At 65.2% G+C, this 15,241-nt stretch carries 12 protein-coding genes; 5 read left to right on the forward strand and 7 right to left on the reverse strand.

The genetic code is table 11. The features are described from left to right. Positions 1–85: 85 nt before the first annotated feature. Both J7E80_RS05300 and J7E80_RS05305 read right to left on the reverse strand, forming a co-directional pair. Positions 86–1,054: a branched-chain amino acid ABC transporter permease gene (locus J7E80_RS05300; protein ID WP_215050438.1), complete on the reverse strand. Its 969-nt coding sequence runs from the start codon at positions 1,052–1,054 to the stop codon at positions 86–88. 9 nt (positions 1,055–1,063) lie between these two features. Beyond that, the gene (locus J7E80_RS05305) at positions 1,064–2,347 is read right to left on the reverse strand and encodes a branched-chain amino acid ABC transporter permease (RefSeq protein WP_215050706.1); all 1,284 of its coding nucleotides are present in this window, start codon (positions 2,345–2,347) and stop codon (positions 1,064–1,066) included. A 506-nt stretch (positions 2,348–2,853) separates the two neighbouring features. Between J7E80_RS05305 and J7E80_RS05310 the strand changes: the two genes are divergently transcribed. Continuing rightward, a complete protein-coding gene (locus J7E80_RS05310) occupies positions 2,854–3,759 on the forward strand; it encodes a Bax inhibitor-1/YccA family protein (RefSeq protein WP_215050439.1) in 906 nt (301 codons plus the stop codon). A gap of 269 nt (positions 3,760–4,028) precedes the next feature. Here J7E80_RS05310 and J7E80_RS05315 read toward each other — a convergent pair whose 3' ends face one another. The 5 genes from J7E80_RS05315 to J7E80_RS05335 form a co-directional block, all read right to left on the reverse strand. Beyond that, positions 4,029–6,014 (reverse strand): HNH endonuclease signature motif containing protein, encoded by a 1,986-nt coding sequence (locus J7E80_RS05315; RefSeq protein WP_215050440.1) that lies wholly within the window; start codon positions 6,012–6,014, stop codon positions 4,029–4,031. 153 nt (positions 6,015–6,167) lie between these two features. Next, positions 6,168–7,406 carry an acetyl-CoA C-acetyltransferase gene (locus J7E80_RS05320; RefSeq protein ID WP_215050441.1) on the reverse strand — a complete coding sequence of 413 codons (1,239 nt, stop codon included), beginning with the start codon at positions 7,404–7,406 and terminating at the stop codon, positions 6,168–6,170. A gap of 21 nt (positions 7,407–7,427) precedes the next feature. Next, a complete protein-coding gene (galK, locus tag J7E80_RS05325) occupies positions 7,428–8,588 on the reverse strand; it encodes a galactokinase (RefSeq protein WP_215050442.1) in 1,161 nt (386 codons plus the stop codon). After that, a complete protein-coding gene (galT, locus tag J7E80_RS05330) occupies positions 8,585–9,748 on the reverse strand; it encodes a galactose-1-phosphate uridylyltransferase (protein WP_215050443.1) in 1,164 nt (387 codons plus the stop codon). The genes galK and galT overlap by 4 nt, the downstream gene beginning before the upstream one ends. Continuing rightward, positions 9,745–10,686 carry a DeoR/GlpR family DNA-binding transcription regulator gene (locus J7E80_RS05335; RefSeq protein ID WP_215050444.1) on the reverse strand — a complete coding sequence of 314 codons (942 nt, stop codon included), beginning with the start codon at positions 10,684–10,686 and terminating at the stop codon, positions 9,745–9,747. The genes galT and J7E80_RS05335 overlap by 4 nt, the downstream gene beginning before the upstream one ends. Before the next feature lie 179 nt (positions 10,687–10,865). On the opposite strand from J7E80_RS05335, the gene J7E80_RS05340 reads away from it, so the two are divergent. The 4 genes from J7E80_RS05340 (at position 10,866) to J7E80_RS05355 (ending at position 15,130) form a co-directional block, all read left to right on the forward strand. Beyond that, on the forward strand, positions 10,866–11,843 hold the full coding sequence (locus J7E80_RS05340) for an aldose 1-epimerase family protein (protein WP_215050445.1): 978 nt from the start codon (positions 10,866–10,868) through the stop codon (positions 11,841–11,843). A 102-nt stretch (positions 11,844–11,945) separates the two neighbouring features. Next, entirely contained in the window at positions 11,946–13,274 is a 1,329-nt protein-coding gene (locus J7E80_RS05345) for an AI-2E family transporter (RefSeq protein ID WP_215050446.1), read from the forward strand. Beyond that, positions 13,271–14,509, forward strand: coding sequence for a threonine ammonia-lyase (gene ilvA, locus J7E80_RS05350; protein WP_215050447.1), 1,239 nt, complete (start codon positions 13,271–13,273; stop codon positions 14,507–14,509). The genes J7E80_RS05345 and ilvA overlap by 4 nt, the downstream gene beginning before the upstream one ends. A gap of 9 nt (positions 14,510–14,518) precedes the next feature. After that, positions 14,519–15,130 carry a rhomboid family intramembrane serine protease gene (locus J7E80_RS05355; protein ID WP_215050448.1) on the forward strand — a complete coding sequence of 204 codons (612 nt, stop codon included), beginning with the start codon at positions 14,519–14,521 and terminating at the stop codon, positions 15,128–15,130. Positions 15,131–15,241 lie beyond the last annotated feature (111 nt).

Genomic DNA, 15,241 nt, shown 5'->3' on the forward strand with positions numbered 1-15,241 from the left:
TCTTTGTCGTTGCCGTTCGTGTTGGCGGTTTTTACGGTACTTGCGGTGTTGCGGTCCGCGTTGTTCATTGAATGTGCGCTGTGGCTCATGCGAACGCCAGCTCCTTTTTATTGCCGAAGACGCCTTGCGGCCTGAAGATCATCAGCAGCATCAGCGCCACACCTACCAGGATGTAGCGCAGCTGGCCTGCCTGCACAGTGGTCAGCCAAGTCACCGCGCCGGACTCAATGAGTCCATAAAGTACGCTCTGGGTGAGCGAAAGGACCACCCAGAAAATCATTGCACCAATGACCGGTCCGAGAACGGTAGCCATGCCACCAAGGAGGAGGCACGTCCAGAGGAAGAACGTCAGTTCGGTACCGTAGTTGGCCGGCTGCACTGCGCCGCGGGGAAGGGTGAACACCATTCCGGCGAGGGCGCCGAGCACACCGCCGATAATGAGTGCCTGCATCTTGTAGGCGTACACGTTCTTCCCGAGGGAACGCACAGCGTTCTCATCCTCGCGGATTCCCTTCAGGACCCGGCCCCAGGGGCTGCGCATCAGCAGCCAGACGATGACGCAGCACACCACAACCAATCCCCAGCCGATAACGCGGATGAAGAAGTCACGATTGTTCATCCCCATGTAGGAGCCTTCGGGGAACGGGTTCATGGCGTAGAACCCGCCCTCGAACGCAGCAAGCCCGTTGGCTGATCCGGTGACTTTCGTCAGCTGGTTGGTGGTGACGATGTAGCGGACGATTTCCGCCGCCGCGATGGTAACGATGGCGAGGTAATCGGCCCGCAGCCGAAGCGTCGGGATGCCGAGCAGCAGGGCGAAAAGGCTCGAACACAGGATGGAGATCAGCAGCGCAACGAAGAACGGCACGCCAAAGGAGAGTGTTGAGATGGCAAAACCGTAGGCTCCCACGGCCATGAAGCCCGCCTGACCGAAGTTCAACAGTCCGGAGTAGCCGAAGTGAACGGCAAGGCCGAGGGCGGCAAGGGCGTAAGCGGCCGTTGTCGGGCTGAACAGCTCGCCGGCAGCACTGGAAAAAACGAATCCGTAGTCCATGGCTGTCTCCTAACCCACACGCTCGCGCCGGCCGAGGATACCCTGCGGACGGAACAAAAGGACGATGATCATGATGAAAAGGGCTCCAACGTATTTGAGGTCGGCGGCCAGTCCGAAGACAGTGGTGAGCTCAACGAAGATTCCCACGATGATGGATCCGACGAGGGCGCCGAACACGGTGCCCAGGCCGCCCAGCGTGACACCGGCGAAGATCAGCAGCAGTATTTGTGAGCCCATGTCGAACGTGACCCCGGGCCGATAGTACGCCCACAGAATGCCGCCGAGGGACGCCAGCATTCCGCCTGAAATCCATACGATGCGGATCACCGAGTCGACGTCGATGCCTGAGGCGGCAGCCAAGGCAGGGTTGTCAGCGACTGCTCGGGTTGCTTTTCCGAGCCGTGTCTTGAGAAGCACAAGGCCGAGCAGACCAATGACGATCGCGCTGATGATAAGGGACCAGAGGTTGTTGGGGGAGATCGATACCGGGCCCACCTGGATCTCGGGGGACTGAGCGAAGGGCAACTGCTGGGTGGCGCCGCCGAAGTTGAACTGGATGACATAGCGGACAGCCAGGGCGAGGCCGATGCTGACGATCATCATGGGGACAAGACCTGTCCCGCGGCCTCGGAGCGGCTTCCAGAGGCCAGCGTCCTGGACGTAGCCGAACAGACCGCCGATGAGGAGGGCCAGGAGTCCGGCGAGCCAGAAGGGCAGATTCATGGCACTCAGGCCAAACATCGCCACGGCGCCCAGCGTGACCATTTCACCATGGGCGAAGTTAGTGAGGCCGGTAGTGCCGAAGATCAGTGAGAGGCCTACGGAAGCCAGTGCCAGCAGGAGGCCGAAGCTCAGGCCAGCCACCAGGCGATTAAGCAGGTTCTGCGCGAAGTTCTGCTCCTGAACGACAATGCCTTTGCCAAAGGCAAAAATCACAGAAAGATTCGATGTCTGGCTGAAGGTTACATTGCGCGGGTTGGCTTGGCCTTCGGCGAGCTTGATGCCTTCCGGCAGCGTGGACTCATCGAGTTCGACTTCATAAGTTCCCTGGGTCGGAACCCCTATTCGCCAGGACCCGTTGGCACCCGAGGTTGCTGTTCCGGTGAAGTCACCGCTCTTGGCCGTGATCTTCACGCCTTCGATGGGGGCGCGCGCATCGTCACGTAGGAAGCCGCTGATGCTGTTCTGGAACTGCTGGTTCGACGGGGGTGGTGTCGGAGAGGGCGTGGCGGCCTGCGATGCCGGTGCAGCGACAAGCAGGAGAGCCAGGATACTGGCGGCAATTGCCCCCATGACCCTCAGCAGTCCGGCTGGCCGTCTGCGCGGCAGGCCTCTCGGTGTGCGTCTCAAAATTGAAATCCTCCACATGGGGGTGGTCGTGGCTGCTTCCTTGCAGCCACTGCGAACGGAGAAGGTGACAGCTGGTGGTGCGATGCGATGCTCGTAGTACCCGTAATGCTGTTGACTCATTGTGATATGTGTCACCCTACTTCGCTCATGTTACAGGGGCAGTACAAACTTCGCCGTCATGGGTGGTCCCTGCATAGCGATCAGATAACAACTGTGAAGCCGGCGGAAGCCTGCAGTTCAGTCAAGCTAATGAAAACTTTTGTTGTATCCCAGTATTCCTAAACAGTCCTGCTCGTTGCCTCCACGATGGCTCGCCATCGGCTTGGAGTTGGTCACGATTCCGTGTCGGCAGGCGGGCCCGCGGAACTATCCCTGCCGTTTGCGCGTGGAAATTGGTAGCTTGAACTCGAGAAAAGATCCACCCACCCTTTATTTGGAGGACACCCGCAATGGCACTTGGCGGAAACCCGATCTTCAACGGAAAGAACTTCCGTGGAGCCACCCAGGCACCGCCTGTCCCTCAGGCATACGGCCAGAACCCGTACGGCCAGGGCGGCTACGGCCAGGCACCCGTCATGAACGCGCCCGGAGGTTGGGCGGGCCAGCAGAACATGACGGACGACCAGCTGCAGCAGATGTACAACCGGCCGGCTGCCGGACCGGCCGAGACTGGCCGGATGACGTACGACGACGTCATCATCAAGACCGCAGCCTGCCTCGGCGTCCTGATGGCCGGAGCTGCCGTCACGTTGTTCGTCAGCCTGTCACTGGCCACCATGCTGATGATCGTCGGCGCGCTGGGCGGATTCGTCCTGGCCCTCGTCAACACGTTCAAGAAGCAGCCTTCGCCCGCACTCATCCTGGCCTACGCCGGTCTTGAGGGCCTGTTCCTCGGCGGGCTGACCCGGATCCTTGATGGCATGTTCCCGGGTGTTGGACTGCAGGCGGTCATCGGAACGCTTTCCGTCTTCGCTGTCACCCTGGTGCTCTTCAAGAGTGGCAAGGTCAGGGCGACGCCCAAGGCCATGCGCTTCTTTATGATCGCTGTGATCGGGTACGCAGTGTTTGCGCTGGTCAACATGGTCATGATGTGGACCGGCGCCGTTGATTCGCCGTTCGGGCTGCGCACCAGCGTGGAGATCTTCGGGATTCCGCTGGGCGTGTTCATTGGCCTGCTTGCCATTGGCCTTGCCGCCTTCTCGCTGATCATGGATTTCACCAGCATTGAAGCCGGCGTCCGGGCCGGCGCACCCGAACGCTTCTCCTGGACGGCCGCCTTTGGCCTCACCGTGACCTTGGTCTGGCTGTACGTGGAGATCATCCGCCTGCTGGCCATCCTCCGCGGCGAGGAGTAGAACCAGGGCCGGCTAACGCCGTCGCGCTTGACGCAAGAGGGTCCCGCTTACTGCGGGGCTCTCTTTTTCTTTGTAGGCGTGACTGGCCCCGCGTAGCCGTGCGGGTCGCTGTAAGTGGTGTGGTACGACTGCCTGGACTGCAGTTTCGTCAGACGAGTTGGAGCGGCTGAGTTCTTCCGGCTGCGTTGAAACAGCAAATGTGCGACAGCTCCTTGGGTGCTGGACCGAGAACTTAGCCGTTAGGTCGGCCAGCGGGTCGCCCCGAAGACCTATGTTCTGTGGTGGTGGTTGCGGCGGGGTTTTTGGTGGGGGTCGATGTGGGGTGGGGGGATGAACCAGGGGATGCCGGTTTTGATGTGGATTTGCCATTGTTCTTGGTGGATCAGGTGGTGGTGGTGGGTGCAGAGGAGGGTGCCGTTGTCGGTGCTGGTGGGTCCGCCGTGTGACCAGTAGGTGGTGTGGTGGGCTTCGCACCAGGGGGCGGGGATGGTGCAGTTGGGGAAGGCGCAGCCTTGGTCGCGGGCGGTGAGGGCTTTGCGGATGTGGGGCGGGAAGATGCGGGTGGTGCGGCCGATGTCCAGGATGCGGCCTTCGGTGCCGAGGAGGATGGGGATGATGTCGGCGTCGCAGGCGATTTTGCGGACGGTGGCCGGGGTGATGGGGCCGGTGAAGGTGAATGTTCCGGTTCCGGTCGCGGTGCCGGCGCCGGTGTCGGGGAGCGGGGGCTGGGCTGGTTCGTGTTTGTCTGTGCCGGCCGCGGTGCCGGAGGACTCCGCGGTGTCGGGGAGTGGGGGCTGGTCTGGTTCTGCCGTCCCGGTGCCCGGTGCGGTGCCGGGGAACTTGCCCGTGTGCGGGAGTGGGGGCTGTGCTGTGGTTGTTCGTTTGTAGCGGGGGCCATTGGTGGCGGTGGTTTCGAGTTGGTTCAGGAGGTCCTGGTGGCTGATGGTGACCATGACTTGGGGGCGGAGGCCGCCGGTGGCGGGCAGGGTGGCGGTGGCGAGGGCGGTTTTGCAGGCGCCGACCAGGCCGTCGAGGAGCTGTTGGGGGCGGGTGCGGCGTTCGAGGTGGCAATCGGCGGCGGCCTTCTCGGCTGCGGCACCGAACCCCGGTCCCGGATGACCGGCGTCTTCCGTGCTGTCTGCTGCGCCGTGATCATGAGTGTCCTCTCCAGTGTGTTGGGCTGTTCCAGTGTGTTGGGCTGTGCTGGTGTCGGGGCCGGGTTGGGTGCGGGGGTTGGTGGCGGTGTTCATGACGGTGAGGAGGTGTTCGTATTGGTCGGTGGTGGCGAAGATTTCGAGGTGGTGGAGGCCGCGGCGGGGGCGGCGGATGAAGGCGCCTTGGCGGTGGCGGAGTTCTTCTTCGGTGGGTTCGCTGCCGTCCTGGTCGATGGCGTCGGTCCAGCGGTGGGCGATGCGTTGGAGGAAGTCGTGGTCGTTCTCGATCGCGGTGCGGATGAGGTTGGCTTCCATTTTGTGGAGCATGGCGGGGTGGGCGATGGGGCGGGCTTTGTCCAGGGCGGTGGTGATGATGGTTCCGGCGCGGGAGGCGATGGTTCCGGCGGCCAGGACCGCGGCGGTGTGTTCGCAGGCCGGGGGTGTGGGCTGGCCGGTGATGCCGGTGCGGGGGAGTACGGCGGTGGCCAGGGCGAGGCGGCGGCGGGCTTCGGCGGCGCTGATCCGCAGCCTGACGCGCAGGAACTCGGCGGTGTTCCGGCACCCGTCAGCCACCGGCCCTGGGGCGGGCACCGCCACTGGTGCGGCGGTTTCGGCTCCGGCGGTTTCGGTGCCCCAGCCGGTGGTCCAGCCGGCTGCTTTGAGGGCTGGTCCGGCGGCGTTGATCGCCGCAGTGCGTGTCCTGTCCACTACGGCCGCGGCGAGCAGCTGGAGGTGGTCGACCTGGCGGGAGAGCCCCTCAACGAGGTCGGCGAAATCCGCTGCGTCACCGAATCCGGCCAGCGCCAACTCCTCAGGCACGCTCGCAACCGCGGCCTCCGCCAACGCCAGACACCGGCGCAGGTCCTCCAACGCCCCGCGCTTGAGGGCAGTGTGCCCGCCACTGAAGGGCGTGGCAGCTAACTGGCCGCGGGTGACAGAAAAGCCGGCGGCAGCCCCGCCGTCGAACGCCGGATGATCCGCAGGAGTCGAAACGGCAACGCTACGGAGGCCACGGCTCTGCAGCATGGCAGGCACGCTGAGGCCAGGCGTGACTGCCCGGCCTGCGGGGTCATCCGCTGCGTGTTCCCCAATGGCTTCCATAGGGAAACTTTGTCAGAGGGGTCCGACATTAAAGGCGTCAGCGGGCACCTTGATTAAAGGCATCAGCGCGCAGATTAAAGGCGTCAGCGCGCACACTTTTCGGGTCAAATGTACGGCTCCTGCAGAAAACTGGGGAACCCGGAGGGCGCCTCTTCAGCTGAGGCGCTCCAGCACCAGCGCCATGCCCTGTCCGCCGCCCACGCAGAGGGTTGCAAGGCCCAGGGTTCCGTCCGTCTCGCGCAGACCGTTGAGTAGCGTGGTGGTCATCCTGGCACCGGTCATGCCAAACGGGTGCCCCAGTGCAATGGCACCGCCGTGGACATTGAGCTTCGCGGAATCGATCCCCAGCTCGCGGGCGCTTGCGACCACCTGGACAGCGAAGGCTTCGTTGAGCTCCACAAGATCGATGTCGCCGATGCCCAGCCCGGCGGACGTCAGGGCCCGCCGGGTGGATTCCACCGGGCCCATTCCCATCAGCTCGGGCGACAGGGCACTCACGCCCGTCGCCACAATGCGTGCCAACGGCTCCAGTCCAAGTTCCCGTGCCCTGGAATCGCTCATGATAACCATGGCGGCCGCGCCGTCGTTGAGGGGACAGGCATTGCCGGCGGTGACGGTTCCCTCCCGGCGGAACACGGGCTGCAGAGCGCTGACAGCATCCAAGGTGACGCCGGCACGAGGGGAGTCGTCCCGGTCCACTACGGTGCCGTCGCGCCGCTGATAGGGCGTGATGTCCAAGGCATAAAATCCGGAGGCGATGGCTGCCTCCGCCCGGTTCTGGCTCAGCACTGCCCAGGCGTCCTGCTCCTCGCGTTTGATGCCATAGGACGTGGCCACGTTTTCAGCCGTCTGCCCCATGGCGATGTAGATGTCCGGCATCCGCCCTCCCAGCCGCGGGTCCGTCCACGGTGTGTTGGATTCGGCCCTCGCCGCTGTGCGCTGGCGCGCCGGTTCGAACAGCGGATTGTGGTTGCCGGCATCGGTTTCCCCGGCACCGGCCCAGTTCTGGTACCGCGATACGGCCTCGACACCGCCGGCAACGAATGCGTGACCCTCTCCGGCCCGGATCGCGTGGAAGGCCATCCGGATGGTCTGCAGGCTGGACGCGCAAAAGCGGTTGATGGTGGCGCCGGGTACATTGTCCAGTCCCGTGAGGATGGTGACCACGCGCGCCATGTTCGAACCTGCCTCCCCGCTGGGTTCGGCGCAGCCCAGATAGACGTCATCGAGCCCCGGTCCGCTGTTCCCGGTGGGGTCGAAGGACGGGAGTTTCGAAAGGGCAGCATTCACCATGGCGGCTGCCATGTCATCCGGACGCTCGTCCTTCAAAGATCCTTTGAAGGCGCGGCCGATCGGGCTCCTGGCAGTAGAAACAATGACAGCTTCCCGCATGCGCCCAGCCTACGCCCGCTGCTAGGCCAGCCGCATCGCCCCGGCTGCCGGAGTGACGCTGAAAATGTCCGGCGCGGTGTATCCCGCCCGGGCAAAGGCCTGTTCGACGGCGGCCCGCACCCGTTGCTCTTCCGTCGCTGGAGTCAGTGCGATGGCCGCGCCGCCGAACCCACCGCCCGTCATCCTGGCTCCGATGGCGCCGTTCGCCCGGGCGGTGTCCACGGCAAGATCCAGTTCGGCGCAGGAGATTTCGAAATCATCGCGCATGGAGACATGGCTGGCGTCCAGGAGTTCGCCGATCGACGAAGGCCCTTGCCGGCCCAGGAGTTCGACGGCCTGCAGGACCCGGTCATTTTCGGTGACAATGTGGCGGACCCGGCGGAACGTGACCTCGTCCAGGAGCCCGCTGGCCTCCTCCAGGTCGCCAGGTCCAACATCGCGGAGCGCCCTGACGCCCAGCACCTCTGCGCCCAGCTCGCAGGAAGCGCGGCGGGAGGCGTAACCGCCGTCGGCGTGGGAGTGGGAAACCTTGGTATCGATCACAAGCATGACGAGGCCCTCAGCCTCTGCCTCGAACGGCACCAGCTCGACACTCTGGTCACGGCAGTCGAGGAACACGGCATGGCCTGCCGAACCACGCAGGGATGCCGACTGATCCATGATGCCCGTGGGGGCGCCCACGAAGTCGTTTTCGGCGCGCTGCGTGGCCAGCACCATGTCCCCGGGGCTGAGCCCTGCGTTTGTTAGGTCATTCAGCGCGGAGATGACGGCGCATTCGATGGCATGGGACGAGGAGAGTCCGGCGCCGAGGGGGACGTTGGAATCCAGGAGCAGGTCCAGGCCGGGCACATCGATGCCGCGCTGCTGCAGCGACCAGATGACACCGAGGGGGTACTTGGTCCAGCCCTTGGCCGAGCGGCTGTCCAGGGCGGCGTTGTCCGCCGTCGTCATGCCCTGGTCCCCGTAGGTGGACAGCATGCGGACGGTTGAATCGGTACGGACGCCGACGGCGATGCGCGCCGTTTTGTCGATCGCGAACGGAAGCACGAAGCCCTCGTTGTAGTCGGTGTGCTCGCCAATCAGATTGACCCGCCCCGGGGCCTGCCAGACGCCGTCCGGTGCGCGGCCGAAGGCGCTGCGGAACTGTTCGGCCAGTTGTGTGGTGCTGTCGGCGCCGGTCATGCGTGGGCTCCTTCGGTAAGTCCCGGGGCGGTCGGGGCCAGTGTTTCCGCCGGCGAGGCGGGAACGGCGACCGCGCGGAGCCGCTCCGCCACCAGTTCGGGCGTGGTGTCGTTGATGAAGGCACCCATGGCGGCCTCCGATCCTGCCAGGAACTTTAGCTTGTCGGCGGCACGGCGCGGGGAGGTGAGCTGCAGGTGCAGGTAGCTCGCCGGGCGGAGCAGGGTGTCCACCGGTGCCTGGTGCCAGGCCGAGATATAGGGGGTTGGTGTCGGGTACAGGGCGTCGAGGCGCTTGAGCAGGTCGAGGTAGACGTGGGCCAGTTCGTCCTTCTCCTCTCCGCTCAGGGCCGCCAGGTCAGGGACGTGGCGGTGGGGCACCAAGTGGATCTCAAGCGGCCATCGGGCGGCGAACGGAACGTAGGCGCTGAAGCTGTCGCTTTCCATGACCATCCGGCTGCCGTCCTCCCGTTCTGCCCGCAGGAGTGAGCCGGTCAACGTTTGCCGTCCGCCGGCGTCGTCATAGAACTTCCGGGCGGCCGCCCCCATAACAGCGGCGCGCGGCGTGACGTAGGGGTAGGCGTAGATCTGGCCGTGCGGGTGGTGCAGCGTGACCCCGATATCCGCCCCGCGGTTCTCGAACGGAAACACCTGCTTAATTCCGGGCAAGGCGCTGAGGGCTGCCGTGCGGTGCGCCCAGGCTTCCACTACGGTGCGCGAGCGGGTTTCAGTCAGGCCGCTGAAGGAGCCGGTATGCTCCGGCGTGAACGTCACGACTTCGCACCTGCCGAAGGCCGGTCCTGTGGTTCCCCAGGAGGGGTTGTCCGGCACCGGCCCCACGGCGGGTCCGAGGGAGGGGAAGCGGTTTTCAAACACGGCGACGTCGTAGTCCGGCGCCGGGATCTCCGAGGGATTGGCGTCGGTCGTGGGGCAGATCGGGCACTGGTCCGCCGGCGGGAGATGCGTGCGGGTCTGCCGGTGCGCCGCCACGGCCACCCATTCTCCGGTCAGCGCATCGAACCGGACTTCGCCGGGTTCGCCGCGGGCGGGCAGATCCCGGCGGTCCTGCGTGGTTTCCACGGACCGGGGGCGCGCTGTGCCGGCGTCGTCGAAATAAAGCAGTTCCCGGCCGTCGGCGAGATGAGTGCTGGTGATGTGGGTCATCCGTTGTGTCCTTTGAACGCGGTCGCCAGACGGTTGCGTCCGGCCGGGAGGTGGGGGTGTAGGTTTGTTGCGGCAGGCCCAGGAGTTCCGCGTGGCGGGTGTTCCGAGGAAGAAGGCACGGGCACAATCCGCACATCGCGGACCGCCTCCTGGAGCAGGCTCAAGGCAGCGCTCCCATCCTCGCCCATGCCGATCCTGGCGTCCGTGATCAGTATGCCGATGGCCGAGAGTGGTGCGATTCCCGCCAGGCCGAGCAGCCCGTATTTTGTGGCATCGGCAACTACAACCAGCTCGTCCGAAGCCGCAATCATGGCGGCGTTGACCTCCGCTTCGAGGAGGTTCGGTGACGTGACGCCGGCTCGCGCATCAATGCCGTGGACCCCCATGAAACAGAGGTCCGCGGAAAGGTTTTCCATGGCGTGGATCGTGACCGGGCCGACGAGCGCTTCGGACGGCGTCCGCTGGCCGCCCAGGATCACGGTGCGGATGGCCGCGCCCGTCTGCGCCGCGCCCGTCTGCGCCGGGCCTGCCTGCGCCGGGCCTGCAAGGGCGTTGGCCACCATGATGGAATTCGTGACCACCGTGAGGCCGAGGTTTCGGGGGAGCAGGCGGGCCAGCTCATACGTTGTGGTGCCGCCGGAAATCAGCAGTGTCATGTCCGGCCGAAGCAGACGGAGCGCTTCCGCCGCGATGGCGCGCTTCGCCTCCGTTTCGTGGGCCGACTTGCTGAGGAACTCCGGTTCGATGGCGCCGAAGGCGCCGGTCCTGGTGGCGCCGCCATGAACCCGAAGCAGCAGGCCTTCGGCGTCGAGGGCGTCAATGTCTCTCCTGACCGTCATCTCCGAGACGCCAAGCATGCCGGAGAGCGAGGTGACGCGCACCGTGCCGTGGGCTTCGAGTTCCTGGAGGATCCGGTGCTGGCGCTGGGCTGCGAGCAAGGGGCTCCTCCTATCCGCCCCTCGCGGGGCTGTGGTCCGGAGCGTTGTTCACCGCCCCCGCGCCTCCTATGAGGCACATCACCATTGTGGCACAAAACGATCAGAAACAAATACTTTCTAACAAAAGACAACAAAACTGTCGGCTCTGCAGGGTGGCTGCACGTTATACGGTAAGTTCCATGACTTCCGGCGCCCTTCCCGAGCCCAGTGATGACCAGCCCGGACGCAGGCGTTGCGCCTCCGGCCGCCAGTACGAGCTGAGGAGGGGTGATGCGCTCGCCGTGGTCACCGAACTTGCCGCGGGACTGCGCTGGTACAGCCGCGGCGACGTCCAGCTAACAGAGTCCTACGGCGACGCCGATATCCCGCCCGGCGGCGCCGGCATTACCCTGGCGCCCTGGGCAAACCGGGTGGAGGACGGGGTCTGGTACCTGAACGGCAACAAGCAGCAGCTGGACATCACGGAGGTGCCCCGGAACAACGCCAGCCACGGCCTCCTGCGCAACGCCTCGTACGCCCTCGTCGCGGAGTCGGAGTTTTCGGTCACCCTTGAGGCCCCGGTCTTCCCCCAGCATGGCTATCCGTTCCTCGTGCGGCACCGCGTGGAGTACTCCCTGGGCGAGGACTTTGGGCTGGTGGTGCGGCAAACCCTGGTCAACGACTCCCCGGCGGACGCGCCCTTCGTCCTGGGGGCGCACCCATACTTGCGGCTGGGCGAAATCCCCAGCGAGGACCTCACCCTGACCGTTCACGCCGCAACCCGCCTCGTCGCAGACGAAAAGCTCATTCCCCGCAGTTCCGAACACGTCAGCGGAGAGACTGATCTCCGGCAGGGCAGGACAGTGGGGGACCTCGACATCGACGTTGCCCTGACGGACCTGGCGTTCGACGGCGGGATCGCCCGCCACACGCTGTCGGCAGCGGACGGCCGCAGTGTAAGCCTGTGGCAGGACGACACCTGCCCGTTCGTCCATGTTTTTGTGAGCCGCAAGTATCCGGGCCGGCCCAAGGCAGTGGCCATCGAACCGATGACGGGACCGGCGAACGCCTTCAACTCCGGCCACGGCCTCGGATGGCTGGCGCCGGATGCGTCCTTCACCATGACGTGGGGGATCAGCGGTTCCGTGGGCAGCAGCACTGCGATTGAGGGCTCCTAGGAAGTGCTGACCCGCACGCTTCCAGCTGCTTGTTGGGAGTCCGGTTCCCGCTCTGCTCCGTGAGCGTTTCCCATAGCCGCGCAGCTAGGGAATTATGGGGCTATGACGCCAGCTAAGGACGCCACGCCGGAAGAACCAGTCAGGCCAACCATCGTTCCGCCCCCGCGGCCCCGTACGGAGCGGGACCTTGAGCAGGACATCCCCTATGGTGTGCGCATCGCGGCGGCCTGGGCATGGCGGCTGGGACTGATCCTGCTGATGATCGGCGCCCTCGTGTGGCTGCTCGGCAAAATCAGCTTCCTCATCATCCCGGTCATGGTGGCGGCACTCCTGACGGGGTTGCTCAGCCCCGTGGTTCGGTGGCTGCGCTCGCAGCGACTTCCCAACGGGGCGGCCGTGGCGATCACTGTCCTGGCGTTCATCGGACTCATCGCCGGCTCGCTGGCACTCGTGGGGCGCCAGCTGGCCCTGGGCTTCCAGGAGCTGTGGAGCGAAGCCCTGACGGGTGTCCAGCAGGTCCAGGACTGGCTGGCGCAGGGACCGCTGCACCTGACTGCCGCCCAGATTGACCAGTACATTCAGGAGGCCACTGCTGCACTGCAAACTAACAGCAGCAGCATCCTCAGCGGTGCGCTTTCCTTCGGCAGCACGGCAGGACATTTTGCCGCCGGGATGGTCCTGGCGCTGTTCATCCTGATCTTCTTCCTGCTGGAGGGGGAGCGGATCTGGGCTTTCATGGTCCGGCTGCTGCCACGGCGGGCACGCATTGCCGCCGACGGTGCCGGACGCCGGGGCTGGACATCAATGGTCAGCTACGCGCGGATCCAAATGTTCGTCGCCTTTGTGGATGCGGTGGGCATCGGAGTCGGAGCGGCCATCATCGGCGTCCCGCTCGCACTGCCCCTGGGCGTGCTGGTGTTTATCGGTTCTTTCATCCCGGTGGTTGGTGCATTGGTGACAGGTGCCATCGCCGTGCTGCTGGCACTTGTCGCCAACGGCCCCGTCAACGCCCTTATCATGCTCGGCATTGTGCTGTTGGTCCAGCAACTGGAGAGCCACATCCTCCAGCCACTCGTCATGGGCAAGGCCGTGGCGCTGCACCCAGTTGCCGTGATCCTGTCCGTCGCCGCCGGCTCCTACCTCGCCGGCATCCCCGGCGCGCTCTTCTCCGTCCCCATCCTCGCCGTAGCAAACTCGGCGATTCGGTATATTGCCGGCAGAACGTGGGAACATGATCAAGTGCTGGCTGTCGGTCGCGGCAGTGTCGTGGCAGGTTCGGCTGGCACAGACCAGGACAACACGATCAAGGAAGTCCGGTTGCCGGGTGGAATTCCCGGCCTCGGCAAGGACGCCGATCGTGAAACAGGTGCCCCCGGCAGCCATGCTGCCCAGGGCTCCAACGCTGAATTTCCAAAGGAGAATAGTTCGTGAATACCCCCGAAGGCCTTCCCGTCACGCTGGACGATGTCCTTGAGGCGCAGAAGCTGCTTGACGGGATTATCACCCGGACACCCGTGGAATCCTCCCGGGCGCTGGGCGGCATGGTTGGCGGCAGCGTCTTCTTCAAGTGCGAAAATCTCCAGCGCGCCGGATCCTTCAAGGTTCGTGGTGCGTACGTCAGGATGGCCCGCCTCTCCGAGCAGGACAAGAAGCGCGGGGTGGTGGCCGCCTCCGCCGGCAACCACGCCCAGGGCGTGGCGGTCGCGGCAAAGAGCCTTGGGATCAAAGCGCGGATCTACATGCCGATCGGCGTGGCACTGCCAAAACTGGCCGCCACCCGCAGCCACGGCGCCGAGGTGATACTGCACGGGCACAACGTCGACGAGGCGCTCGCCGAGGCGCAGCGGTATGCGGACGACACGGGTGCCGTCTTCGTCCACCCCTTCGACAACGTGGACGTCGTGGCCGGCCAGGGCACAGTGGGGCTGGAAATCCTGGAACAGGTGCCCGACGTCGACACCATCCTCATGGGCGTCGGCGGCGGCGGCCTGCTCGCCGGTGTCGCCGTGGCCGTGAAAGCCCGGGCCAAGGAACTTGGCCGGGAAATCCGCATCATCGGAGTGCAGGCCGAAAATGCCGCCGCCTACCCACCGTCGCTGGCGGCGGATGCCCTGGTGCCGCTGAAGAGGGTCTCCACCATGGCGGACGGCATCGCCGTGGGCCGCCCTGGCCAACTGCCCTTCAGCATCATCCGTGAACTCGTGGATGACGTGGTGACGGTGAGCGAGGATTCGCTGGCGCGGGCCCTGATTTTCCTGCTTGAACGCGCGAAGATGGTCGTGGAGCCAGCGGGGGCAGTGGGCGTGGCGGCGCTCATGGACGGCAAGATTGAGAACCCCGGAACCACGGCCGTCATCCTGTCCGGCGGCAACATCGACCCCATGCTGATGCTGAAGGTTATTCAGCGCGGTCTTTCCGCCGCCGGCCGTTACATGACCGTCCGCATGATGCTTGATGACCGCCCCGGTTCCCTCGCCACCATCGCACGGATCATTGCGGAGAACGATGCCAACGTGACCGGCCTGGACCATACCCGGGTGGGCGGCTCCATCAGCATGGGCGATGTCTCCATCACGGTCAATTTGGAAACCAAGGGCCACGAGCACTGCGAACAGGTCCTAGGTGCGCTGCGCGCCGAGGGTTTCCAGCCGATCGTGGTGCACTAGGAGCCTGGTATGCTCGACACTCCAGGCGAGGTGCCGGTCACGCGGGACACCCCGGCGTCGCGGGCCAGGGGCGGGCTGCTGGTGGTTGGCTCCTTCGTGGTGCTGCTCTTCGCCATCGAGCTGGTGAACACATTCATGCTGCACGGGCTGAACCGGGTCTTTGGCCTCCGGCCCCGCAGCGCGGACGGAATCCTGGACATCTTCACCTTCCCGCTGCTGCACGCGAACCTGAACCACGTCATGTCCAACGCGCTTCCGCTGATCATCTTTGGCTTCCTGGTCTTCATGTCCGGCGTGCGGGTCTTCCTCACCGCTGTCGCCTGCAGCTGGCTTGGCTCCGGGGTGGCAGTCTGGCTGATCGGCGCCGGCGGGATCACCGTGGGCGCCTCCGGCATTGTCTTCGGGCTGTTCGCCTTCCTCCTCGTGCGGGGCTTTTTCAACCGCAACTGGTGGCAAATCCTGCTGTCTGTGGTCCTCTTTCTTGCCTACGGCAGTATGCTTTTCGGGCTCATTCCCAGCTTCATGGGTTTCGTTTCCTGGCAGGCCCACCTGGGCGGCGCTGTGGGCGGCGTCGTGTCAGCCGTGGTCCTGCGGGTGCGAAGCGCCGCCCGCCGCGGCTGAGTCATCAGCCGCGGCGGGCGAAAAGGCCCCTTGCTGTCGGCTAAAGCGGTTTAAAGCGCGACGCCGGCCCTCCCCCCAATAGGGGAGGGCCGGCGTCGTGCATTCCAGCAG

It is taken from the genome of Arthrobacter sp. ISL-28 (assembly GCF_018613875.1).
GTDB lineage: Bacteria > Actinomycetota > Actinomycetes > Actinomycetales > Micrococcaceae > Arthrobacter.

Excerpts from the sequence above, each read along its gene's own strand:
- J7E80_RS05315 (WP_215050440.1), bottom strand. The coding sequence starts at position 6,014 with ATGGAAGCCATTGGGGAACACGCAGCGGATGACCCCGCAGGCCGGGCA.
- J7E80_RS05340 (WP_215050445.1), top strand. The coding sequence starts at position 10,866 with ATGACTTCCGGCGCCCTTCCCGAGCCCAGTGATGACCAGCCCGGACGC.
- galT (WP_215050443.1), bottom strand. The coding sequence starts at position 9,748 with ATGACCCACATCACCAGCACTCATCTCGCCGACGGCCGGGAACTGCTT.
- J7E80_RS05310 (WP_215050439.1), top strand. The coding sequence starts at position 2,854 with ATGGCACTTGGCGGAAACCCGATCTTCAACGGAAAGAACTTCCGTGGA.
- J7E80_RS05345 (WP_215050446.1), top strand. The coding sequence starts at position 11,946 with ATGACGCCAGCTAAGGACGCCACGCCGGAAGAACCAGTCAGGCCAACC.
- galK (WP_215050442.1), bottom strand. The coding sequence starts at position 8,588 with ATGACCGGCGCCGACAGCACCACACAACTGGCCGAACAGTTCCGCAGC.
- J7E80_RS05305 (WP_215050706.1), bottom strand. The coding sequence starts at position 2,347 with ATGGGGGCAATTGCCGCCAGTATCCTGGCTCTCCTGCTTGTCGCTGCA.
- J7E80_RS05355 (WP_215050448.1), top strand. The coding sequence starts at position 14,519 with ATGCTCGACACTCCAGGCGAGGTGCCGGTCACGCGGGACACCCCGGCG.
- J7E80_RS05300 (WP_215050438.1), bottom strand. The coding sequence starts at position 1,054 with ATGGACTACGGATTCGTTTTTTCCAGTGCTGCCGGCGAGCTGTTCAGC.
- J7E80_RS05320 (WP_215050441.1), bottom strand. The coding sequence starts at position 7,406 with ATGCGGGAAGCTGTCATTGTTTCTACTGCCAGGAGCCCGATCGGCCGC.